Here is a 23,318-nt window from a genome sequence, read left to right on the forward strand (position 1 = left end):
CCGCGATGCATGACCTCTGATGCGGCAACATGGAGAGAACGATGCTGAGTCCGCATGAATTCGCCACCCTGCTGCTAGTGAAGGACGCCCCTAACCAGATCGACATGGAACGCGAAGAACTCGACGCCCTCCTCGAACGACAGCTCGTCCAACTGGAGCGGCTCGCTTCCGGCCTCCAGCAATGGCGACTTACAGAAATCGGCGACTCTGCGTTGCGCGCCATCAAACGATTTTCATAACGGGACGGGCTGGCGGTTCTCACGCGCCGGCCTGATTCCCCTGCTGATGCTTCGCTAATTTTCTCGACCCGCTCGGACGCGGGAACCGTCCGCCAGCGTGGTTTGTCGAGACCTTCCCCGATGCAGGCGCACGGCTGTAGACGTTCGCCTGCAGTGCATGGTCACGCGGACCCGCGCGCTTCATGCCCGCGTGACCATTTTTTTCCGCGCCCGAGCATCCAGAAGGTGCCCGGTGCGGGGCGCTTGCCCTGCCCGGTGCGTGAATGCTCTCTGTCGATTCCGCTTCTACCCGCCTCGCCCTGCTGCGCTCAGCCGCCGCGCAGGGTCGAATCGGCCGACGCGCGCCAGGAGAGCGCCTGGGCGCGCTGCTCGTTGAGATACGTCACCCATTGGTTGCGCCCCTGCGCTTCTGCGAGCGCGCCGTGAGCGGCGTATTGCTGCGCGAGACCCGCCTGGAAGCTGCAGAACTGCGCCTGGGGCAGCTTGCCGTGGCGGGTGGCCACCCAGGCGTCATAGACCGCCGAATAGACGGCCTGCGTGTCGGCGCCGTAGTCGGTCGGCTGGCCGCACGTCTGCTGCAACTGAGCGAACGGCGGCGCGCGCCAGCCGCCGATGAGCCCCGACGTATTGGCGCATCCGGCACACGCGGCGGCCAGCACCGCTGCGCCGATCATCGCAAGTCCACGCATAGCGTTCCCCTTGTCCTCATTGCCCTCGTTGTCCTCATTGCCCTCGTTGCCCTTGATCTGCGGGTTTCAGGCGGTTTCGATCATGCAGACTATTGTCGCATCGCGCGGCGCGCGCCACACCCTGGCCGTACGGCCAAAGTGCCATGGCATGTACAGGCCGCCCGCGCGCCCACCCGCCGCGAGCCCCGACAAGAGGGTCGCCACGCCCGTCGTCCGGCCCCTGCAAAAGCACGTATCATGGCATTTTCAACCTTCCCGCCTCGCCGGCTCACGCGGCCCCGCCGCCTGGCCTGGCCATCCTGCCTCCCGCACTTTCGTCTTGCGCATGATCGACCATCTCATCTGCGACTGTGACGGCGTACTCGTCGACAGTGAAGTCATTGCCGACCACGTCCTCTTCGATACGCTCAGCCGCACCTTTCCCGGTGTCGACTTTCGCGCCGCCGTGGCGACCGCATTCGGCCAGCAGACCTCGCGTTTTCTCGCCGATGTCGCCGCACGCTTCAATCTGACCCTGCCCGAGCATTTTCTCGAAACGATCGATCACAACTGCGAAGTCGCCATCGCCGAATCGGTGTGTCCGATCAACGGCGTGCGCGACGCGCTGCGTCAGGTCGCGCTGCCGGCCGCAGTGGTCTCGAACAGCCGGCTCACGCGCGTGCACGCTTCGGTGCGGCGCGCCGGGCTCGACGCGATCTTCGGCGAGCGCATCTTCAGCGCCGAGCAGGTCGAGCGGCCCAAGCCTTATCCGGACATCTATCTGCACGCGGCCTCGGCGCTCGGCGTGGAGCCGGCGCGCTGCCTCGTCGTCGAGGACAGCCTTTCGGGCCTGAACGCCGCGCGCTCGGCGGGCATGAAGACGATCGCCTTCGTCGGCGCGAGCCATATCCCGTCGGGCTATGCCGACGTGCTGCGCGAGATGGGCATCACGCGCATCATGAAGCACATGGATGAGTTGCCTGCGCTCGTCGAGGCCGGCGTGCGCGGCGAATTCGGCGATCAACAGTCGTAAGCGCCGCCGTAACTGCGGTCATAAACGTGGTCGTAACTGCGGCCGTAACCGTAAGGTGTAACCACGCGTTACCTCCTGCGAGGGGTAGCGCGGCGCGCGCTGCCCGCGCCGGCGTTTGCGCGCGCAAAACGACAAGCGGCGCGTGAGCCGCAAGGCCACGCGCCATTATCGAAACTGTGATGCCGGCGGCGTCCGGACCGACGCGTCAAGGCGCTTTCCGGCCCGGCAGCGCCGAGCGCCTTACGCCGGCTCGGCGCAGCGCTCGCGCGCCTGCGCGAGCGACTCGCGGAACGCCACCAGCTCGGCGATCGTCAGCATCGGCAGGTTGTGCAGCTTCGCGAAATCGTCGACCTGCTGGCCGCGCGCCATCGTGCCATCCGGATTCATCAGCTCGCACAGCACGCCGGCGGGCGCGAGGCCCGCGAGCACGGCCAGATCGACGGTGCCTTCGGTATGGCCGCGGCGCGCCAGCACCCCGCCCGGCTGCGCGCGCAGCGGGAACACGTGGCCGGGGCGCACGATGTCGGCAGGCTTCGCGTTCGGGGCGATGGCCGCGCGGATCGTCGTCACGCGGTCGGCGGCGGACACGCCCGTGCTCACGCCGTCGCGCGCCTCGATCGACACCGTGAACGCGGTACGGTTGCGGCTTTCGTTGTGCGGAACCATGGGCGGCAGCTCGAGCGCGCGCACCTTCTCGTCGGACAGGCACAGGCACACGATGCCGCTGCATTCGCGGATGAACAGCGCCATCGTCTCGGGCGTAAGGCGCTCGGCGGCCAGCACGAGATCGGCTTCGTCTTCGCGGTCGTGGTCGTCCTGCAGCACGACCGGACGGCCTTCGCGCATGGCCTGCAGCGCGGCGGCAATGCGGGGCGGCACCGGTTCGGTGTCGAGCAGGGGAAGATCGTCGATGGCGTCGAGCAGCGGCTCGACAGTTACAGCATTGCGGGTAAAGGACATGTGAAACGCTCCTCGCAAGAGTTGGGCGAAAAACGTTTCAGGGCATTGCAAACAGACAGGAATCCCCGGCGCGCGGCATCAGGCGCGCGCCGCCGGAACACGACGCCAGGGCGTCGCGCGCAGGCCGGCGCGGGCTGAAAAGCCGCGGCGGATGGGCAAACATGACCATCTGCACATCTTCTTCCATCCGGACTATGACCGTCGGCTCTGGCATCGCACCAGATCTGCTGACCCTGCGCGAAAAACGATGCGCAGGCGCTCGCGGGCTCGTCGGCCTTGCCTTGCGGCGCGGCCGGCATACCGCCGGTGGGGAATTTCACCCCGCCCTGAAGACGCACTGATTACCGGTTGAACCGGCCGGCAAAGGATACAACAGAGCGCGCCGTCGTGCAGCGCGGAAAAAAAACCGTAGACAGCCGTCGCGCGCCACGTCTTGTGCACGGCGGGATGCCCGAGCGCGCAGTGGGTGGGCGCGTGCGAGCCTCCACTGTGAAACGCGCGGCGTATGCCGCAGTGCGCAACATCGCACTCATTCAGGCTGCGCGGGCGCGACCGCCTGGGCGCCGCCCGGCAGCGGCGCATCCCAGCGCGGTGGCGTTTCGGCGTTCAGCGTCACGCGAAAAACGCGCGCCTCGGTGTCGCCGGGATTGCGCAGGCTGTGCGGCTGGTCCGCGTCGAACACGATCGCATCGCCGGTCGCGAGCAACTGGCGCCGGTCGTGCACGCTCACCTCGAGCGTGCCTTCGCTCACCACGAGGTTCACGGTCGTGCCCGGCGCGCGGCGCGTGCCCGGCTCGGTGTGCAGCGGCGCGATGCGCAGTTCGTGAAACTCGGCGGCGGCGGGACCGTCCTCGGGATAGAGTGCGCGCGCCGAGTAGCGTCCGTCGGCGCTCACGCGGCGCGACGCGCGCTCGGCAGGCAGATGCTCGAAGCCGCTCACCGCATGCCGCCGCAAGAACGCCGACACCGATACCTTGAGCGCCGCCGCCACCTTGCAGAGCACCTTGATCGACGGCACGCTGCGCGCGGACTCCACTTGCGCGAGCATCGCACGCGAGACGCCCGATGCACGGGCGAGCGCGTCGAGCGAGAGCTGGCGCTCGGCACGCAAGCGCGCCAGGTTCACGCCGACGAGATATTCGAGCGCATCGAAAGGACCGTCGGCGCGCGCGGCGCCGTTAGAACCCGCGGACGCATGGGCGGCGAGATCCTGCTCATCCCGTTCGTCAGTTCTGCGATCGATGTGCGGATCGACGATCTGTCGATCATCGGCGAGATGATTCGCACTCCGATACGTGACCGGACGATCGGCCTGCGCGTCCCTCACGAGCGCGAGCGTTGAATGCATGGCATGCCTCCCAGACGCGCCGTGAACCGGCGCAAGTGCTTGAATGGAGGCAAGACTAGCATCGCGTCCGGCCACGCCCAACGAAGTTATCTTCACACTGTTATCAGCATTGCAGAGCGCGAATTCGGGAATGCTTTTGCGTCGTGGCGATATATGCGCAGGCCGCGCGCGCCCAGCCGCCGCGTGCGGATGGCTACGGCCACGCGCGGCTGGCCGCAGCCTCGCGCTGCTCAGCAGGCGTCCTGGCGCACGGCCATGCCCGCGGCGCGCAGCGGCGCCGTGCGCGCGTCCAGGCGCGCCGCCGCCCACGTGAGGATGAGCGCCGCAATCGCGACGGCAGCGGCCACCCATGGCAACGCCGCGAGCGCGATGCCGTGCGTGATCGCGAGGCCACCGAGCCAGGCGCCCATCGCATTGCCCATGTTGAACGCGCCGATGTTCAGCGTCGATGCGAGGTTGGGCGCCGCAGACGCCTTCGCGACCACGCGCATCTGCAGCGGCGGCACGGTGGCGAAGGCGGCGATGCCCCACACGAACACGGTGATCGCGGCGGGCACGCTTGCGTGGCTCGTCTTCGTGAAGATCGCCATGACCACGGCGAGCGCCGCGAGTATGCCCATCAGCGAAGGCATGAGCGCGCGGTCCGCGAGCTTGCCGCCAAGCGTATTGCCGAGCGTGAGGCCAACGCCGAACAGCACGAGCAACAGCGTGACGCCTCGCGGCGAGAAACCGCTGACCTGCTCGAGAATCGGCGCAATGTAGGTGAACACGACGAACACGCCGCCAAAGCCGAGCACCGTCATGCCAAGCGCGAGCCACACTTGCGGGTCGCGCAGCACGCGCACTTCATGGCCGAGGCTCGCGGGCGCGATGTCGTGGCGGTTCGGCACCAGCGCCGTCACGCCGATGAGCGAAACCACGCCCAGCCCACTCACGATCCAGAACGCGACGCGCCAGCCGAACTGCTGGCCGATGGCTGTGCCGAACGGCACGCCGAGCACGGTGGCGAGCGTGAGGCCCGTGAACATCATCGCGATGGCGCTCGCGCGCTTTTCCTGTGGCACGAGCGAGGCCGCCACCACGGCGCCGATGCCGAAGAACGAGCCGTGCGCGAACGAAGCCACGACGCGCGCGACCATCAGCAGCGCGTAGTTGCCGGCGATCGCGCACATCACGTTGCCGACGATGAACACGCCCATCAGCAGTTGCAGCGCGAGCTTGCGCGGCATGCGGCTCGTGAGCACGGCGAGCAGCGGCGCACCGACCGCGACGCCGAGCGCGTAGCCCGACACGAGCAGGCCCGCGGCGGGAATCGTCACGCTCAGATCGCGCGCGACGTCGGGCAAGAGGCCCATGATGAGGAACTCGGTGGTGCCGATGGCAAAGGCGCTGATCGCCAGCGCGAGCAAGGGAAGGGGCATCGAAATCTCCGAATGGCAGCCTGGGTTCGCATGGCGCGCGCCGCGCGGGGTGGTCCGGCGTCGGTCCGGCATTGGCCAGGAAAACACGCGCATTGTCGCGGCCACTCGTCAATTTGATAATTGGCGTAGCATTTGAAGCATTTTCAATTGTGATCGAATAATCGCCATGGACAATCTCGGCGACGTGCGCCTCTTCGTGGAGGCGGCGCGGCTCGGCAGCCTTTCGGCGGCGGGCCGCAAGCTCGGGCTCACGCCCGCGGCCGCGAGCGCCCGGCTCGCGCGGCTCGAGGCGGAGCTGCATGCGCGCCTGTTCGAGCGCACGACCCGCCAACTGCGGCTGACGGACGAAGGCCGTCTCTATCTGACCTGCAGCGAGCACGCCTTGCGCTCGCTCGATGATGCCAAGGCCGCGCTGCAGGAGGGCCAGAACGCGGTGCGAGGCAAGCTGCGCATTTCGGCGACTTCGGACTTCGGCCGCAATCTGCTGATGAAATGGCTCGACGAATTCCGGGTGCTCTACCCCGATGTGCGCTTCGCGCTGACGCTCACCGACACCATTTCGAATCTCGTGCTCGATGACATCGATCTCGCGATCCGCTTCGGCACGCCGGCCGACAGCTCGCTCGTGGCGCGGCCGCTCGCGCCGAACCGGCGCGTGCTCTGCGCCTCGCCCGCGTACCTCGCGCGCAAGGGCGTGCCGCACGAGCCCAGCGATCTGGCCCGATTCGATTGCATCGTGATCAGCTCGGTGGCCGGGCCGGTGAACGAATGGAGCTTCACGCGTGATGGCCAAACGCAGACCTACACCGTGCCGATGGAGGACGCCCTCGAAACCACCGACGGCGCAGTCGCGCGCCAATGGTCGCTGTGCGGCTACGGCCTTGCCGTGAAATCGATCTGGGACGTGGCCGACGACCTGCGGGCCGGGCGCCTGAAGATCGTCATGCCGGACTGGCGCTATCCTGACGCGCCGCTGCACGCGCTCTACCACCGCAACCGCTTTCTCGCGCCGCGCGTGCGGGCGCTGCTCGAGTTCCTGACCGAGCGCTTCGCGCAGACCGCCGGCGAGCTCAATGCGCTCGTGCCCTGCACCGACGAAGCGGCGCCCGGCGAGCGGCGGCGCAACGCGCCGCGGGCAGCGCGCGGGCCCAACCGTCGACCCAACCGCGTCGGCGCATAAGGCTATAATGCTGGATTGCGCTGAATGACGATTCGCGCCGCGAACTGGCGGCAAAAATACGCAAAAGCACGCGAATCGCCCCTATTGGGACACGCCACGGCCCGCGCGGCCCGGCTCTCGTTTCAGCCCTCTTTTTATCACCGTAGTCCCGAAGTGCACGCGTGCATCAACCGGACGACGCCCCCAGGTAAACCACTGCGAACGGCGACCCCGATGACCAAGAAAGTTTATGTAAAGACCTTTGGCTGCCAGATGAATGAGTACGACTCCGACAAGATGGTCGACGTACTCGGCGCCGCTGAAGGCCTCGTGAAAACCGATACCCCCGAAGACGCGGACGTCATTCTCTTCAACACCTGTTCGGTGCGCGAAAAGGCCCAGGAGAAGGTGTTCTCCGACCTCGGCCGCGTGCGCGAACTGAAGGAAGCGAACCCGAACCTGCTGATCGGCGTGGGCGGCTGCGTGGCGAGCCAGGAAGGCGCGGCCATCGTGCAGCGCGCGCCGTACGTCGACCTCGTGTTCGGCCCGCAGACCCTGCACCGCCTGCCGCAGATGATCGACGCGCGCCGCGCCTCGGGCCGCGCGCAGGTCGACATCACGTTCCCCGAAATCGAGAAGTTCGACCACCTGCCGCCCGCGCGTGTGGAAGGCCCGAGCGCGTTCGTCTCGATCATGGAAGGCTGCTCGAAGTACTGCAGCTATTGCGTCGTGCCGTATACGCGCGGCGAGGAAGTCTCGCGACCGCTCGACGACGTGCTCACGGAAGTCGCCGGCCTCGCCGACCAGGGCGTGCGCGAAGTCACGCTGCTCGGCCAGAACGTCAATGCCTATCGCGGCGCGCTCACGCAAGGCGCGCAGGACATCGCCGATTTCGCCACGCTGATCGAATACGTCGCCGACATCCCCGGCATCGAGCGCATCCGCTACACCACTTCGCATCCGAAGGAATTCACGCAGCGCCTGATCGACGCCTATGCGAAGGTGCCCAAGCTCGTGAGCCATCTGCACCTGCCCGTGCAGCACGGCTCGGACCGCGTGCTGATGGCCATGAAGCGCGGCTATACCGTGCTCGAATACAAGTCGGTCATCCGCAAGCTGCGCGCGATTCGCCCCGACCTGTCGCTCTCCACGGACATCATCGTGGGTTTCCCCGGCGAGACCGAAGAGGACTTCGAGAAGACCATGGCGCTCGTCGAGGAGATGAAGTACGACACGAGCTTCTCGTTCATCTATAGCCCGCGCCCCGGCACGCCGGCTGCGAATCTGCACGACGACACGCCGCGCGAGGTCAAGCTCAAACGCCTGCAGCACCTGCAGGCCACGATCGAAGAGAACGTGCAGCGCATCAGCCAGTCGATGCTCGGCCGGGTCGAGCGCATTCTGGTGGAAGGGCCGTCGCGCAAGGACCCGAGCGAACTCTCCGGCCGCACCGAGAACAACCGCGTCGTGAACTTCCCGGCGCCGCTCGCCTCGCACGCGCGCCTGATCGGCCAGATGATCGACGTGAAGATCAACCACGCCTACCCGCACTCGCTGCGCGGCGAGCTCGTGCTCGCGCACGAGGACACTTCGGCGCTCACGCACTGACCGGCGCCTGAACGGAGTTCACTGATACCTTGAAGCCCAATCAGCAGCATCTGGAATTCACCGCGCCGCGCGACGACAACGCGCGGCTCGCCAATCTCTGCGGCCCCCTCGACGAAAACCTGCGGCAGATCGAACAGGCGCTCGACGTGACCCTCGCGCGACGCGGCCATCGCATCTCGATTCGCGGACGTGGCGCGAAACTCGCGCTCGCCGCGCTCGAAAACTTCTACAACCAGGCGCGCGATCCGCTTTCCGTCGACGACATCCAGCTCGCGCTCGTTGAAGCGCGGCATCCCGCCAACGGTGCGCGCGCGAGCGGCAACGGCGGACTGCGGGCGAACGGCGTCAACGACGCCACGGAGATCGACCCGCGCTTCCGCGGCGACCCCGATCACCCGTTCGACGAGCCCGCGCGCGAAGGCGTCGACGTCGAGGAGCTCGGTCCGAAGCTCTACACGCGCCGCGCCGACCTGCGCGGCCGCACGCCCGCACAGCGCGAGTACCTCAAGCAGATCATCTCGCACGACGTGACGTTCGGCGTCGGGCCGGCGGGCACGGGCAAGACCTATCTCGCCGTCGCCTGCGCGGTGGACGCGCTCGAGCGCGACCAGGTCAAGCGCATCGTGCTCACGCGTCCGGCCGTGGAAGCGGGCGAGCGCCTCGGATTCCTGCCGGGTGACCTCGCGCAGAAGGTGGACCCGTATCTGCGTCCTTTGTATGACGCGCTCTACGACCTGCTCGGCTTCGACAAGACCGCGAAGATGTTCGAGCGCCAGATGATCGAGATTGCGCCGCTCGCCTACATGCGCGGACGCACGCTCAATCACGCGTTCATCATCCTCGACGAGGCGCAGAACACCACGCCCGAGCAGATGAAGATGTTCTTGACGCGTATCGGCTTCGGCTCGAAGGCCGTCGTGACCGGCGACACCACCCAGGTGGACCTGCCGCGCGGCCAGAAGAGCGGGCTGATCGAGGCGCAGCAGGTGCTCGCCAACGTGCGCGGCATCGCGCTCACGCGCTTCACCAGCGCCGACGTCGTGCGCCATCCGCTCGTCGCGCGTATCGTCGAGGCCTACGACGCGCACTCGAAGAAGGACGAAGGCAACGGCGACGCGCGCTGATCCGCACGCTCGAGACGACACGCCACCACGCACCATGCCCCGCGCACCGAAACTCAAACTGAACGTGCAGTTCCCCGCCGCGAAGGCGTTTCCCGAGCACAAGGCCGCGCTGCCACGGGCGACCGTGGCAGCGTGGGTGAAGGCCGCCCTCTTCGCCGATGCCGAGCTGACCGTGCGCTTCGTCGACGCCGACGAAGGCCGCACGCTCAACCGCCAGTATCGCGGCAAGGACTATGCGACCAACGTCCTCACCTTCGCCTACGCCGAGAGCGAGGACGACCCCGTGACGGGCGACCTGATCCTCTGCTGCCCGGTGGTGGAGAAGGAAGCCGCCGAGCAGGGCAAGCCGCTGTCGGCGCACTACGCGCACCTGCTCGTGCACGGCACGCTGCACGCGCAAGGCTACGATCACGAGGACGACGCCGAAGCCGAAGAGATGGAAGGCATCGAGACCGAAGTCCTCAACTCGCTCGGCTTTCCCGATCCGTACAAGTAAGGCCTCGGCTGGTCTTTCCCGCCCTGCCACGTCCGATATGAACGACAAGCGCGCGAACGATTCCGGTGATGTTTCCGAACCGCTGATGGATGGCGGAGCGCCCTCTGGCGGGGCGCCCTCTGGCGGAGCGCCCTCCGGCGGAGCGCCCTCCGGCGGAGCGCCCTCCGGCGGGGCGGCCTCCGGCGAGAAACCCTTGTCCGCGGGCGGCAAGCCCTCCGGGCGAGTGTCCCACGCCAGCACGGCGCTGCCTTGCCCCGGCTATCCGCCGTCGCTCGGCGAGCCGCGCCTGCTCAGCGAAGACGAACTGCGCGCGTCGCTCGACTGCACGCTCCAGCAATGGGACCGCACGAGCGACATCTGGCTGTTCGGCTATGGCTCGCTGATCTGGAACCCGGGCCTGCCGACCGTCGAAAACGTGCGCTCTCGCGTGCACGGCTACCATCGCGGGCTCTATTTGTGGTCACGCGTGAATCGCGGCACGCCCGAGCAACCGGGCCTCGTGCTTGCGCTCGACCGTGGCGGCTCGTGCGCCGGCGTGGCCTTTCGCTTGGGCGCCGATGGCGTCATGCCGCATCTGGAAGCGCTCTGGCGCCGCGAAATGCCGATGGGATCGTATCGGCCCGCCTGGCTGCCCTGCGCGCTCGCCGACGGCCGGCGCGTCGCGGCGCTCGCCTTCGTCATGCGCCGCGATGTGCCCACTTACACCGGCAAGCTCGATGAAAACACGGTGCGCACCGTGTTCGGCTGTGCCGAGGGCCGCTATGGCACGACGCTCGACTACGTGCGGCGCACCGTGGAGGCGCTGCGCGAGAGCGGCATGCCCGACCGGGCGCTGGAGCGGCTGCTCGCGCGCTGCGCGTGAGCCGGTGCCGTCGCGCCGGGCCGCGGGTTTGTTCCATCGCACGAGCGCCCCGCATCCAGGTTAGGATTGATCTGCGGGCATGCCCTACACGGGCGTGCCACATGCATGTTGTATCCTTTCCTATCCGCAACAGCGCGCCCCGCCATCAAGAGGCCCAGGGCGCACCACCATGAACGACTCCTATCCCAGTCGACGACAAACCGACAAACCGCAGGAAAAGCGCTCCCTCCTCGAGCGGCTGACCGACTTCATCTCGCCCGAGCCCGACTCGCGCAGCGAGCTTCTCGAAATCCTCCAGGACGCGCACGCGCGCAATCTGATCGACGCCGATTCGCTTTCGATGATCGAGGGCGTATTTCAGGTGTCCGAGCTCTGCGCGCGCGACATCATGGTGCCGCGCGCCCAGATGGATGCGATCAACATCGCCGAGACCCCCGACCAGTTCATCCCCTTCGTGCTGGACAAGGCGCACTCGCGCTATCCAGTCTACGAAGGCAACCGCGACAACGTGATTGGCGTGCTGCTCGCGAAAGACCTGCTGCGCTACTACGCCGAAGAGGAATTCGACGTGCGCGGCATGCTGCGCCCGGCCGTGTTCATCCCCGAGTCCAAGCGCCTGAACGTGCTGCTGCACGACTTTCGCCAGAACCGCAATCACATCGCCATCGTCGTGGACGAATACGGCGGCGTGGCCGGCCTCATCACGATCGAGGACGTGCTCGAGCAGATCGTCGGCGACATCGAGGACGAATACGACTTCGACGAGGAAAGCGGCAACATCATCGCCTCGCCCGACGGGCGCTTCCGCGTGCGCGCGCTCACCGAGATCGAGCAGTTCAACGATGCGTTCGGCACCCATTACTCGGACGATGAAGTCGATACCATCGGCGGGTTCGTCACGCACCATTTCGGGCACGTGCCGCATCGCGGCGAAAAAGTGCGCATCGACGACCTGATTTTCGAGGTCCTGCGCGCCGACGCCCGCCAGGTGCACATGCTGCTCGTGCGCCGCGACCCGCTCGCGGGCCAGCGCGAAGCCGCGCTGCAGCCGCCGGGGACCTGACACCACCAGCGCAAAGCGCTTTAAGCGCTATCGGTACGCCAAGCACTTCGGACGACGCCGGCCCTCGGGCCGGCGTTTTACCTTGTGGCACGCGTAGCGTGAGCCGCGCGCGATCGGTCCCCAAACGACCGCCCCGACGCCACACATTGCCGACGCGCGAAAATGCTATCGTTGCGCTCGCTGCACGCACGGCGCGTGCGGCGAACGTTTTGCAACCCGCGCCCCGAGCGCCCCTGCAGCCGGACTGCAGCGCCCAAGCACATTCATGGCTGAACCGATCGATTCCCGCGCGCGCAACGGCGCGCGCACCGCTGACACCACCGCCGCCGGCAAAGGCGACGCTGCGGCGCGCCGCGCCCTGCCCACGTGGCACTACCTCGCCGCCGCCGCACTGGGCGCGCTCAACACGCTCTCGTTCGCCCCCACGCCACACGGCGGGTGGCTCGAAATCGCGATCTTCGCGGGCTTTTACTTCTGGCTCACGCGCACCACGGGCTGGAAGAGCGCGCTCTTCACCGGCTGGGCATTCGGCTTCGGCAACTTCGTGAGCGGCGTCTGGTGGCTCTACGTGAGCATGCACTTCTACGGCGGCATGCCCGCCGTGCTCGCGGGCGCGGCGGTTGTGCTCTTTTCGCTCTACCTGGGCCTCTATTCGGCGCTCGCTGCGTTCGTCTGGTCGTTCTGCGCGGGACACGCGAGCAACGCACGCGTGAGCAACGGCACGCTGCCGTTTTCGCCGACATGGCATGGCGCCTTCGCATTCGCGAGCGCCTGGGCGCTCGGCGAATGGGCGCGCGGCTATGTCTTCACCGGCTTCCCGTGGCTCTCCAGCGGCTACGCGCAGGTGGACGGGCCGCTCGCCGGATTTGCGCCGATCGTTGGGGTTTATGGCGTGGGCTGGGTGCTCGCGCTCGTCGCGGCGCTGGCCGTGCAGGCGCTCATGCAGGTGCGCAAAGCGCGTCCGGATGCGCTCGCGCCTGCCACCGGCGGCGCGCCGCGCGGCGGGATCGCTACGCCTGTCGTGGCCGCCATTGCGGTGATCGCCGCGGGCTTGCTGCTGCCGCTCGTCAACTGGACGCACCCCGAAAACACGCCGCTGAACATACGCCTCCTGCAAGGCAACGTGAAGCAGGACATGAAGTTCTCCGAGTCCGGCCTCGTGGACTCGCTCGCCGAATTCCAGAAGCTGATCACCGAAAAACCCGCCGACCTCGTCGTCACGCCCGAGACCGCGATTCCCGTGCTCATGCAGGAAATCCCCGAGAAGTTCGGCCGCGACGTCCGCGCGTTCGCCGACGGCACCGGCACGTCAATCCTGTTCGGCGCCGTGGGCGGCACCATCACGCCGGATGGGCGCGTGGTCGACTACACCAACAGCCTGTTTGGCATCACACCGGGGCACAACGGCCTGTACCGCTACGACAAGCACCACCTCGTGCCCTTCGGCGAATTCGTGCCCTGGGGCTTCCACTGGTTCGTGAATCTCATGAACATCCCGCTCGGCGACTTCGCGCGCGGCGCCCCCGTGCAACCGCCGTTCCTCGTGCACAACCAGCCGGTGGCCGTCGATATCTGCTACGAGGACATCTTCGGCGAGGAAATCGCGCGCACCGTGCGCGAGAGCCCGACCTCGCCGGGCATCCTCATCAACTCGACCAACCTCGCCTGGTTCGGCGACACCATCGCGCTCGACCAGCATCTGCAGATCGCGCGCATGCGCTCGCTCGAAACCGGCCGGCCGATGCTGCGCGCGACCAACACGGGCGCCACCGCCGCCATCGACGCCCACGGCAACGTGATCGCGCGCCTGCCCAGCTTCACCGTGGGCTCGCTCGACGTGCGCGTGGAAGGCACGCAAGGCTTCACGCCCTACGTGAGGAGCGGCAACGACATCGTGATCGCCGCGTCGCTGCTGTTGCTGGCGCTCGGCTTTGCGTTCGGGCCGGTGCGGCTAGGGCGCAAGAAGGCGTGATGACGCGCGAAGCGGCGGCCCCTCGCGTGGCTGCCGCTACTTCGTTACGGCACCGGTAATCGATGCCGCTGCAGCGCAACGTCAACACAGAAATTCCCCCGGAACCCCGCAGCGGTCTCAACGCCCCGCCAATCCGGTAAAATTCAAGGTTTTAGCACCGGGCCGCCCCTTCTGACCGGGGGCCGGGACCGCAGCACGCAAGGGACGCCGCCACGCGCCGAAAGCCACACCCGGCCGCGCCTGGCCGCCCTCGCCGCCGCAGCCCACGCCTTTCGCCCTAAAAGACACTGCAGGCACACATGCTCACGTTTCAGCAAATCATCCTGACGCTCCAGTCTTACTGGGACAAGCAGGGCTGCGCGCTGCTCCAGCCGATCGACATGGAAGTCGGCGCCGGCACCTCGCACGTCCACACCTTCCTGCGCGCGATCGGCCCCGAGCCGTGGCGCGCGGCCTACGTGCAGCCGTCGCGCCGTCCGAAGGACGGCCGCTACGGCGAGAACCCGAACCGCCTGCAGCACTACTACCAGTATCAGGTGGTGCTCAAGCCCGCGCCGGAGAACATCCTCGACCTGTACCTCGGCTCGCTCGAGGCGCTCGGCTTCGACCTGAAGCAGAACGACGTGCGCTTCGTCGAGGACGACTGGGAGAACCCCACGCTCGGCGCCTGGGGCCTCGGCTGGGAAGTCTGGCTGAACGGCATGGAAGTCACGCAGTTCACCTACTTCCAGCAGGTGGGCGGCATCGACTGCAAGCCGGTGCTCGGCGAAATCACCTACGGTCTCGAACGCCTCGCGATGTACCTGCAGAAGGTCGAGAACGTCTACGACCTCGTCTGGACCGAGTGGGAAGAGGAAGGCCCGAACGGCCCCGAGCTGCGCCGCCTCACCTACGGCGACGTCTACCACCAGAACGAAGTCGAGCAATCCACGTACAACTTCGAGCACGCGAACGTCGACCTGCTGTTCACGTTCTTCAACGCGTACGAGAGCGAAGCGAAGCGCATGATCGACCTGCAGCTCGCGCTGCCCGCCTACGAGCTCGTGCTCAAGGCCGGCCACACGTTCAACCTGCTCGACGCACGCGGCGCGATCTCCGTGACGGAGCGCGCGGCATACATCGGCCGCATTCGCGCGCTCTCGCGCAGCGTCGCGCAGTCGTACTACGACTCGCGCGAGAAGCTTGGCTTCCCGATGCTCGGCAATCCGGTGCACGGCGTGCCGGGCCTGACCACCGACGAACAGGACGCCGCGATGCCCGCCTGGGCGCCGCCGCTGAAGGTCGAACGCAAGTTCGACGAGGAATGACCGGATCTCCAGAACAATGACCCAAGCTCATCACGCCACTCTCCTCGTTGAACTGCTGACCGAGGAATTGCCGCCGAAGGCCCTCGCACGCCTTGGCGACGCGTTCGCCGAAGGCATCGCGCAGCGCCTCGCCGCGCGCGACCTGATCGAAGGCGACCTCTCGTTCGAACGCTTCGCCACGCCGCGCCGCCTCGCCGTGACGATCAAGAACGTGCGCAGCGTCGCGCCCGAAAAGCAGGTGCGCGAAAAAGTGCTGCCCGTTTCGGTCGCTCTCGACGCCAACGGCCAGCCCACCGCGCCGCTCGCGAAGAAACTCGCGGCGCTCGGCTTCCCCGACTTCCCCGTGAGCGACCTCGAACGCGCCAGCGACGGCAAGAACGAGGCGTTCTTCCTGCGCTACTCGGCGCCGGGCGCCACGCTCGCCGACGGCCTGCAGGCCGTGCTCGACGAAGCGCTCGCCAAGCTGCCGATCCCGAAGGTCATGACCTACCAGCGCCCGGACGGCAGCAACGTGCAGTTCGTGCGCCCCGTGCACCGCCTGACGGTCCTGCACGGCGACCAGATCGTGCCCGTGACGGCATTCGGCATCGACGCCGGCGACACCACGCGCGGCCACCGCTTCCTCTCGCATGGCCCGGTCGCCATCACGCGCGCCGACGACTACGCGCACACGCTGCAGCACAAGGGCCACGTGATTGCGAGCTACGCGGACCGCCGCGAAGCGATCCGCGAACAGCTCATCGAACAGGCCGGCGACGACAAGGTCGTGATGCCCGAAGCGCTGCTCGACGAAGTGAACTCGCTCGTCGAATGGCCGGTCGTCTACGCGTGCAAGTTCGAGGACGAATTCCTGCAAGTGCCGCAGGAATGCCTGATCCTCACGATGCAGACGAACCAGAAGTACTTCGCGCTCACCGACGACGCAGGCCGCCTGCGCTCGCGCTTCCTGATCGTCTCGAACATCGAGACCGAAACGCCGGGCGAGATCGTGGAAGGCAACGAGCGCGTCGTGCGCCCGCGCCTCGCAGACGCCAAGTTCTTCTTCGAGCAGGACAAGAAGAAGCCGCTGGCCGAGCGCGTGCCGCTGCTCGCGAACGTGGTCTATCACAACAAGCTCGGCTCGCAGCTGCAGCGCGTGGAGCGCCTCGAAGCGCTCGCGGGCGCCATCGCCTTGATGAGCGGCGCCAACATCGCGCTCGCCGAACGCGGCGCGCGCCTCGCCAAGGCCGACCTGCTGACCGACATGGTGGGCGAGTTCCCCGAGCTGCAAGGCACGATGGGCACCTACTACGCGCGTCACGACGGCGAAGCGGAAGAAGTGGCGCTCGCGTGCACCGAGCACTACCAGCCGCGCTTCTCCGGCGACGCCCTGCCGGGCACGGCCACGGGCACGATCGTCGCGCTCGCGGACAAGCTCGAAACGCTCGTGGGCATCTGGGGCATCGGCCTCGCGCCGACCGGCGAAAAGGACCCGTTCGCACTGCGCCGCCACGCGCTGGGCGTGCTGCGCATCCTGGTCGAGAAGCAACTGCCGCTCGACCTCGTCGAACTGCTGCGCGCCACGTACACGCAATTTGCCGGCATCGAAGCGGTGACGGAATCGACGCAAGCGATCTACGAATTCTGCATGGACCGCCTGCGCGGCCTGCTGCGCGAACGCGGCTACGCGGCGCAGGAAATCGACGCGGTGCTCGCGATGAACCCCACGCGCCTCGACGACATCGTCGCGCGACTCGACGCCGTGCGCGAATTCGCTGCGCTCGAGGAAGCGGCCTCGCTCGCGGCGGCCAACAAGCGCATCTCGAACATCCTCAAGAAGTCCGAGGGTGTGGAGGACGCAGGCGTGCAGAGCGCCCTCTTCGTGGAAAACGCGGAAAAGGCGCTCTTCGCGCAGCTCGAGCAGGTCACGCCGCGCGTGCAGACGCAACTGGCCGCGCGCGAGTACACGGGCGCGCTCACGGCGCTCGCGGCACTGCGCGAAACCGTCGACACGTTCTTCAACGACGTGATGGTGAACGCGGAAGACCCGGCGCTGCGTGCGAACCGCCTCGCGCTGCTCAAGGCGCTGCATCGCCAGATGAACAGCGTGGCCGACATCTCGCGCCTCGCCGCGTGATGGCCGTCGTGACCCTCAACTGAACGCGACGCCATGCCGACCAGCACCAGCCGCAAACTCGTGATCCTCGACCGCGACGGCGTGATCAACGTCGATTCCGACGCGTTCATCAAATCGGCCGACGAATGGATTGCGCTTCCGGGCAGCCTCGAAGCGATAGCCCGCCTGAACCAGGCGGGCTATCGTGTGGCCGTCGCGACGAATCAGTCCGGCATTGGCCGGGGCCTGTTCGACACGACGGCGCTCAACGAAATGCACGCGAAGATGCAGCGCCAGGCCGCCGCGGTGGGCGGGCGCATCGACGCCGTGTTCTTCTGCCCGCACACCGCGCAGGACCATTGCGACTGCCGCAAGCCCAAGCCCGGCATGCTCAAGATGATCGCCGACCGCTTCGAGATCGATCCCGCCGACACGCCCGTGGTGGGCGATTCGCTACGCGACCTGGAAGCGGGCGCGGTGCTTGGCTTTCCCACGCACCTCGTGCTCACGGGCAAGGGCGAGAAGACGCAAGCGGCCGGCGGCCTGCCCGAAGGCACGAAAGTGCACGCCGACCTGCGCGCGTTCGTGCTCGACTTCCTCGCGAACGAGCCGGCTTGACACCGCCCTGGCCCACTGCCGCCCTGCCCTCCGAACGGTCCCAATCGATGCGCTTCATCCGCTCCCTGCTGCTGTTCATCTACCTGATCGTCTACACGATCCCTTACGCGACGGCATGCTTCATCGCGTTCCCGTTCATGAACGCCGCACGGCGCTACTGGATGGCCGTGGGCTGGTGCCGCTCGACGCTGTTCGTCGCGCGCTGGCTCAACGGCATCCGCTACCGCATCGAAGGCAAGGAGAACCTGCCCAACGGACCGGCCGTGCTGCTCTCGAAGCACCAGTCGGCCTGGGAAACGCTCGCGTTTCCCGCGCTGATGCCGCGGCCGATGTGCTATGTGTTCAAGCGCGAACTGCTGTACGTGCCGTTCTTCGGCTGGGCGCTGGGCATGCTGAAGATGGTTCACATCGACCGTAAGGAAGGCAAGTACGCGTTCGCCTCCGTGACGCGCCAGGGCAAGGCGCGCATGGCCGAAGGCGCATGGGTCATCATGTTCCCCGAAGGCACGCGCACGCCGGTGGGCAAGCAGGGCAAGTACAAGACCGGCGGCGCGCGCTTTGCGATTTCCACCGGTGCGCCCGTCGTGCCGATCGCGCACAACGCGGGACACGTCTGGCCCCGTAACTCGTTTATCAAGTATCCGGGTATAGTCACGGTGTCGATCGGCAAGCCGATCGAGACAACCGGACTCACGCCCGACCAGGTGAATACGCGTGTGGAGCAGTGGATCGAGGCCGAAATGCGGCGTATCGATCCGGATGCCTATCGCGAAACGGATGGCGCTTCGGCGGACGCCGCGAGGATTTGACGCTCCAGCGGTAAGCCGACCGGGCGCGCCACGCGCGCAATCCCGCAACAAGACTGAAGATGCAGAAGTCACCTCCGCCGCGCCCTACTGCGGCGCTCGATAACGGGCAACTCGATTTGCCGCTCTTTGCGGAGCCGGCGACGAGTGGTACGCCCTCGCCTTCGGTGCCGTTTTCTGCTGCTCCTTCTCACACGCAGTCGCCTTTCAGGGCGCCTTCAGGGCCGCTTGCGCCTGATGGGACGCGGCTGCGCACGCTCGAGCTGGGAGCGCGCACGCTGCGGTATCGGCTCAAGCGGTCTTCGCGCAAGTCGATCGGGTTTGCTATTGATGGGACCGGGCTCACGATTACGGCGCCTCGGTGGGTGACGATTGCGGATATTGAAACTGCGATTGCTGAGAAGCAGAGATGGATCTTTGCAAAGCTGATTGAGTGGCAGACGCGGGTTGAGCAACGAGCGTTGCCGCGCGTGGAATGGGGGGATGGTGCGGAGTTGCCGTTTCTCGGGAAGCCGTTGCGGGTGAGGCTTGGAGCTTCTGTGCTGGCGTTTGATCAGGAGACGCGCGTGCTGGCGTTGCCGCTGCCGCTGCATGCGGATGCGCAGCAGATCAAGGATCGTGTGACTGGGTGGCTTCAGGGAGAGGCTACGCGGGTTTTTGGGGAACGGCTCGCGGTTTATGCCGCCAAGCTTGGCGTTACGTTTCGGTCTTATGCGCTTTCTTCGGCTATGACGCGGTGGGGGAGTTGCTCAAGCGAAGGCAGAATCAGGCTCAACTGGCGGTTGATTCATTTTCCGCTTTCGGTTGTGGACTATGTTGTGGCGCATGAGCTCGCGCATTTGCGCGAGATGAACCATAGTCCGCGGTTCTGGCAGACCGTGGAGTCTATTTTTCCTGAGTTTCGTGAGGCAAGGAAGCAGCTCAAGCAGCATCCGCCGGAGATGGTGCCGGGGATGTGAGGGCAGACGTCCTATCGAGCTTTGGCTCTTATTACCGGCACCGGCTTGCAGCGCCTACGTGCGAACATTCCCCCATGGTTGTTTTCCGGTTTTTCCTTTTTCCGCCCTGCCCACACGGCAGGCGCGCGAATCCATAAAATCCACGCGATTTGATCGAGCGCGACACCTGAAGCAATTCCCGGATTCTTTCAGAAATCGCTGATATCGCCATCGCCGACAACAGCGATACGGTAAAAGCCGCCTCGATTCGAGACGTTCTAATGCGCGACGGTCTTCGCACTTGATGCGGCTCGCCGTGTCTCGAGAATTGGGGCTGGGCACACATCTGCCTAATCTGATTTCAACACCCCGAGCTCCCGGAGGCTTCTGGATTCATGAAAGTCACAATCGTTGGAAGCGGTTACGTCGGCTTGGTCACAGGCGCGTGCCTTGCCGAATTGGGCAATCACGTTCTCTGCCTTGACGTCGACCGGTCCAAGATCGACCTGCTCAACAATGGCGGCGTTCCCATCTACGAGCCTGAAGGCCGCGGCGCGGCACGGTCTGAAGCTGAGGCAGAACTACAACCGCGAGGCGCCGCGTCTGGGCCTGCAGATTGGCCGCTACGCACATGCGAAGCAGTACAAGCGCATGAGGAAAGCGTTGCGCACGCTGCGTTCGCGCGTTGGGCGGGTAATGCGTGACGTCGAGCGGCAACTCGTCTCGGTTGCCGATCATGGCCGCACTGCGTTGCAGGAGTTGATAGACCGAACAAAGCGCATCCTGACGCAAAAGCCGAAGGACAAGAACAAGCTTTATGCGCTGCATGCACCGGAAGTCGAGTGTCTGGCCAAGGGTAAGGCCCGCAAGCCGTACGAATTCGGGGTGAAAGTGTCGATCACGACGACCCACAAGGAAGGACTGGTGGTTGGCATGCGCTCGATGCCGGGCAATCCTTACGACGGTCATACGCTGGCTGAAGCGCTGGAACAAGCGGCAATCCTGAGCGACGCCACGCCGGAAGTCGCCATCGTCGACCGCGGATACAAGGGTGTCGCGGTTGATGGCGTGAAGATCTACCACCCGGGATTGCGGCGGGGCATCACTCGCGGACTACGCACGATGATTAGACGGCGAAGCGCAATCGAGCCGGCCATAGGTCACATGAAGACAGACGGAAAACTCGATCGCAACTGGCTCAAAGGCGCGCTCGGCGACGCGATGCACGCGGTGCTGTGTGGCGCGGGCCACAACCTGCGCATGATCCTCAGGAATCCCCGGCGCACGGGCTGTCAGTAGCGCGCCACCTGCGATTGCAACTACATCGGACAAACGCGCGAATATGCCGCCATTTCGGATAGCTACTGAAGCATCAGTATGGATGGTCGAATGCATGGACTCTTCTTCGCCGAGGCAGAGAACGCAGTAGGTACGATGCAGCCGGTCCACACTGGCGTGAACAGGGCTGGTCAAGGACGCCTTGAGCTTCCTGCTACCGGGTCACGCGCTGCCGAATACACGGTTGTGCGCTTCACCGAACCGGTTTCTGCTTAAGGGCCGAATGCGGAGTCTCGGTTATTGCTACTTTTACGTATATAGGAATGCTCTGAAATGGGCACTGGGAACAACGCCAGAATGTCCAGAATTTGTCTCAATATTCGCGCCGATACGCATCCTGCAGCTTATGAGATGGCGCCCAACCATCTTTAAATTAGGATGTCAAAATATTTGTATCGATTTGTATCCTATGCTATACGCAAGAAATAATATTCTCGGTTTTAGCAAGAGTTTGCAGCGCTAGCGAACGCCTTCTAATAGCGTCCGAATTTTCATTCGATCTTCAGGAAGAATATTTAAATTTGTACAAATCGCTTTTTATTTATTCTCTATTGTCGGGCGATTCTTTGAATGGCAATACTTTTTAGCAAACACAGCGGCGATATCAGAACAATCCGATAGCGCCGTAAGGACAATCCCTACTTCCTCTGAATAAACTCGATCTTATACCCATCCGGGTCCGTCACAAACGCGATCACCGTCGTGCCATGCTTCATCGGACCAGCCTCACGCACGACCGTACCACCCTGCGCCTTGATCTTCTCGCAGGCGGTGTAAGCATCATCCACTTCCACCGCCAGGTGACCAAAACCAGTCCCAAGGTCATAAGCAGGCGTATCCCAGTTATGCGTAAGCTCGATCACCGTGCCATCACGCTCATCGGTATAGCCAACAAACGCCAGCGTGAACTTGCCATCGGGATAGTCATCGCGGCGCAGCAGTTTCATGCCGAGCAATTCGGTATAGAACTTGATCGATCGGTCCAGGTCGCCAACCCGGATCATCGTGTGCAGAAGGCGCATCGTGTACTCCGTTTTGCCGTCGTCAAAAACGCGACTGTACCAAAATCCCGCCCGCCCTGCCCACGCCGGCAGGATGCGCCAGCCAAACCGCCCCAAGCAAACCGCCCCAAGCAGGCCGCACCGATTTGCTCTAGCATGGACGCCATCTCGAAATGGCCGGTGCCGCATGCGCGCAGTCACCGGCCAGCGTTACTGACAATGAAAGGAAGCAAAGGAGTCGACATGCGGATTCTGGTGGTAGGTGCAGGAGCGACGGGCGGCTATTTCGGCGGACGCCTTGCCGCGGCGGGACGCGATGTGACGTTTCTGGTGCGCGAGGCGCGCGCGGAGCAGTTGCGCAAGGATGGCCTCGTGATCCGCAGTCCGCACGGCGGCGATCTCACGCTGCGCGATCCGAAGACGGTGACGCGCGAAGCGCTCGAGTCGCAGAGCGTGCAGCCATTCGACGTCGTGCTGCTCAGTTGCAAGGCGTACGACCTCGACAACGCCATCGATTCGTTCGCGGCGGCCGTCGGGCCCCAGACGGTCATCCTGCCGCTGCTCAACGGCATGCGCCATCTGGACGTGCTGCAGGCGCGCTTCGGTACGCAGGCCGTGCTCGGTGGTGTCTGCCTGATCGCCTCCACGCTCAACGACAAGCGCGAAATCGTCCATCTGAACGACGCGCATGCCATCACGTTCGGCGAACTCGGCAACGGCGTCTCGCCGCGTGTACAGGCCATCGCCGATACGTTCAGCAACGCCGGCTTCAACGTGAAGGCCAGCGCTCAAATCCTGCAGGAAATGTGGGAAAAGTGGGTGTTCCTTGCGACGCTCGCGGGCAGCACGTGTCTGTTCCGCGCGCCCGTGGGCGTCATTGTCGCGACGCCTGACGGCGCGGCAACGGTCGAGCGTCTCTTCGCGGAATGCCGCACCGTGGCCGCCGAGCACGACCACGCGGTCCGCGACAGCTTCGTTGAACGCTCGCGCGCGATGCTGTTCGCCACCGGCTCGACGCTAACCGCTTCGATGCTGCGGGACGTGCAGAACGGCGCACGCATCGAGGCCGACCACGTTCTGGGCGATCTGATCCGGCGCGGCGGCGCGGCGCAGCGCGCATCGAGCGAGCTTTCGGTGCTGCGGATCGTCTACAGCCAGCTCAAGGCGTACGAGGCACAACGCCCGGAAGCGGGTTGACCTCTTATTGAGCCAAGCAGACGGCAACGCGTGAGCGTCGCCGTCTGGGAGCCCGAGCGCGCCGC

The 23,318-nt window shown here is 65.7% G+C and carries 20 protein-coding genes, 2 pseudogenes and 1 riboswitch; of the genes and pseudogenes, 17 read left to right on the forward strand and 5 right to left on the reverse strand.

The features are described 5' to 3' along the window. The first annotated feature begins 41 nt into the window (after positions 1 to 41). Positions 42 to 239 carry a hypothetical protein gene (locus BO1_RS12575; RefSeq protein ID WP_028217863.1) on the forward strand — a complete coding sequence of 66 codons (198 nt, stop codon included), beginning with the start codon at positions 42 to 44 and terminating at the stop codon, positions 237 to 239. Between the two features lie 308 nt (positions 240 to 547). Here BO1_RS12575 and BO1_RS12580 read toward each other — a convergent pair whose 3' ends face one another. Continuing rightward, complete coding sequence (locus BO1_RS12580) at positions 548 to 928, reverse strand: hypothetical protein (protein WP_028217864.1); 381 nt, start codon at positions 926 to 928, stop codon at positions 548 to 550. Positions 929 to 1,253: 325 nt separating this feature from the next. On the opposite strand from BO1_RS12580, the gene BO1_RS12585 reads away from it, so the two are divergent. Continuing rightward, positions 1,254 to 1,940, forward strand: coding sequence for an HAD family hydrolase (locus BO1_RS12585; RefSeq protein WP_028217865.1), 687 nt, complete (start codon positions 1,254 to 1,256; stop codon positions 1,938 to 1,940). A gap of 240 nt (positions 1,941 to 2,180) precedes the next feature. Here BO1_RS12585 and ribB read toward each other — a convergent pair whose 3' ends face one another. The 3 genes from ribB to BO1_RS12605 form a co-directional block, all read right to left on the reverse strand. Further along, positions 2,181 to 2,900 carry a 3,4-dihydroxy-2-butanone-4-phosphate synthase gene (gene ribB, locus BO1_RS12590; RefSeq protein ID WP_028217866.1) on the reverse strand — a complete coding sequence of 240 codons (720 nt, stop codon included), beginning with the start codon at positions 2,898 to 2,900 and terminating at the stop codon, positions 2,181 to 2,183. Between the two features lie 171 nt (positions 2,901 to 3,071). Continuing rightward, positions 3,072 to 3,238: riboswitch (FMN riboswitch) on the reverse strand. Positions 3,239 to 3,429: 191 nt separating this feature from the next. Further along, positions 3,430 to 4,248, reverse strand: a complete 819-nt coding sequence (locus tag BO1_RS12600) for a helix-turn-helix domain-containing protein (RefSeq protein WP_028217867.1) — start codon at positions 4,246 to 4,248, stop codon at positions 3,430 to 3,432. Between the two features lie 230 nt (positions 4,249 to 4,478). After that, positions 4,479 to 5,669: an MFS transporter gene (locus BO1_RS12605; RefSeq protein ID WP_028217868.1), complete on the reverse strand. Its 1,191-nt coding sequence runs from the start codon at positions 5,667 to 5,669 to the stop codon at positions 4,479 to 4,481. A 166-nt stretch (positions 5,670 to 5,835) separates the two neighbouring features. Between BO1_RS12605 and BO1_RS50765 the strand changes: the two genes are divergently transcribed. The 14 genes and pseudogenes from BO1_RS50765 to BO1_RS50775 all read left to right on the forward strand — a co-directional run. After that, on the forward strand, positions 5,836 to 6,849 hold the full coding sequence (locus BO1_RS50765; RefSeq protein WP_084687912.1) for a LysR family transcriptional regulator: 1,014 nt from the start codon (positions 5,836 to 5,838) through the stop codon (positions 6,847 to 6,849). Between the two features lie 213 nt (positions 6,850 to 7,062). Further along, on the forward strand, positions 7,063 to 8,436 hold the full coding sequence (gene miaB, locus BO1_RS12615; protein WP_028217869.1) for a tRNA (N6-isopentenyl adenosine(37)-C2)-methylthiotransferase MiaB: 1,374 nt from the start codon (positions 7,063 to 7,065) through the stop codon (positions 8,434 to 8,436). Between the two features lie 29 nt (positions 8,437 to 8,465). Further along, a complete protein-coding gene (locus BO1_RS12620; RefSeq protein WP_028217870.1) occupies positions 8,466 to 9,560 on the forward strand; it encodes a PhoH family protein in 1,095 nt (364 codons plus the stop codon). 34 nt (positions 9,561 to 9,594) lie between these two features. Further along, complete coding sequence (gene ybeY, locus BO1_RS12625) at positions 9,595 to 10,056, forward strand: rRNA maturation RNase YbeY (RefSeq protein WP_028217871.1); 462 nt, start codon at positions 9,595 to 9,597, stop codon at positions 10,054 to 10,056. 193 nt (positions 10,057 to 10,249) lie between these two features. Beyond that, positions 10,250 to 10,918 (forward strand): gamma-glutamylcyclotransferase, encoded by a 669-nt coding sequence (locus BO1_RS12630; protein ID WP_245643778.1) that lies wholly within the window; start codon positions 10,250 to 10,252, stop codon positions 10,916 to 10,918. A gap of 169 nt (positions 10,919 to 11,087) precedes the next feature. Beyond that, on the forward strand, positions 11,088 to 11,981 hold the full coding sequence (locus BO1_RS12635; RefSeq protein WP_028217873.1) for an HlyC/CorC family transporter: 894 nt from the start codon (positions 11,088 to 11,090) through the stop codon (positions 11,979 to 11,981). 265 nt (positions 11,982 to 12,246) lie between these two features. Then, complete coding sequence (lnt, locus tag BO1_RS12640; protein ID WP_028217874.1) at positions 12,247 to 13,953, forward strand: apolipoprotein N-acyltransferase; 1,707 nt, start codon at positions 12,247 to 12,249, stop codon at positions 13,951 to 13,953. A 299-nt stretch (positions 13,954 to 14,252) separates the two neighbouring features. Next, entirely contained in the window at positions 14,253 to 15,260 is a 1,008-nt protein-coding gene (glyQ, locus tag BO1_RS50770; protein ID WP_084687913.1) for a glycine--tRNA ligase subunit alpha, read from the forward strand. A 16-nt stretch (positions 15,261 to 15,276) separates the two neighbouring features. Further along, positions 15,277 to 17,376: a glycine--tRNA ligase subunit beta gene (gene glyS, locus BO1_RS12650; RefSeq protein ID WP_028217875.1), complete on the forward strand. Its 2,100-nt coding sequence runs from the start codon at positions 15,277 to 15,279 to the stop codon at positions 17,374 to 17,376. Between the two features lie 33 nt (positions 17,377 to 17,409). After that, positions 17,410 to 17,973, forward strand: coding sequence for a D-glycero-beta-D-manno-heptose 1,7-bisphosphate 7-phosphatase (gene gmhB / locus BO1_RS12655; RefSeq protein WP_028217876.1), 564 nt, complete (start codon positions 17,410 to 17,412; stop codon positions 17,971 to 17,973). 47 nt (positions 17,974 to 18,020) lie between these two features. Continuing rightward, positions 18,021 to 18,782: a lysophospholipid acyltransferase family protein gene (locus tag BO1_RS12660; RefSeq protein ID WP_028217877.1), complete on the forward strand. Its 762-nt coding sequence runs from the start codon at positions 18,021 to 18,023 to the stop codon at positions 18,780 to 18,782. Between the two features lie 59 nt (positions 18,783 to 18,841). Further along, a complete protein-coding gene (locus BO1_RS12665; RefSeq protein ID WP_028217878.1) occupies positions 18,842 to 19,738 on the forward strand; it encodes a M48 family metallopeptidase in 897 nt (298 codons plus the stop codon). Positions 19,739 to 20,112: 374 nt separating this feature from the next. Next, positions 20,113 to 20,313: pseudogene (locus BO1_RS57395) on the forward strand (2-dehydropantoate 2-reductase N-terminal domain-containing protein); the annotation flags it as partial. Further along, positions 20,258 to 21,016: pseudogene (locus tag BO1_RS50775) on the forward strand (IS5 family transposase); the annotation flags it as partial. The pseudogenes BO1_RS57395 and BO1_RS50775, both read left to right, overlap by 56 nt. A gap of 677 nt (positions 21,017 to 21,693) precedes the next feature. Here BO1_RS50775 and gloA read toward each other — a convergent pair. After that, positions 21,694 to 22,077: a lactoylglutathione lyase gene (gene gloA / locus BO1_RS12675; RefSeq protein ID WP_028217879.1), complete on the reverse strand. Its 384-nt coding sequence runs from the start codon at positions 22,075 to 22,077 to the stop codon at positions 21,694 to 21,696. A 222-nt stretch (positions 22,078 to 22,299) separates the two neighbouring features. Between gloA and panE the strand changes: the two genes are divergently transcribed. Then, positions 22,300 to 23,253 carry a 2-dehydropantoate 2-reductase gene (gene panE / locus BO1_RS12680; protein ID WP_028217880.1) on the forward strand — a complete coding sequence of 318 codons (954 nt, stop codon included), beginning with the start codon at positions 22,300 to 22,302 and terminating at the stop codon, positions 23,251 to 23,253. Positions 23,254 to 23,318: the final 65 nt, after the last annotated feature.

Source organism: Paraburkholderia oxyphila NBRC 105797 (genome assembly GCF_000685075.1).
Lineage (GTDB): Bacteria > Pseudomonadota > Gammaproteobacteria > Burkholderiales > Burkholderiaceae > Paraburkholderia > Paraburkholderia oxyphila.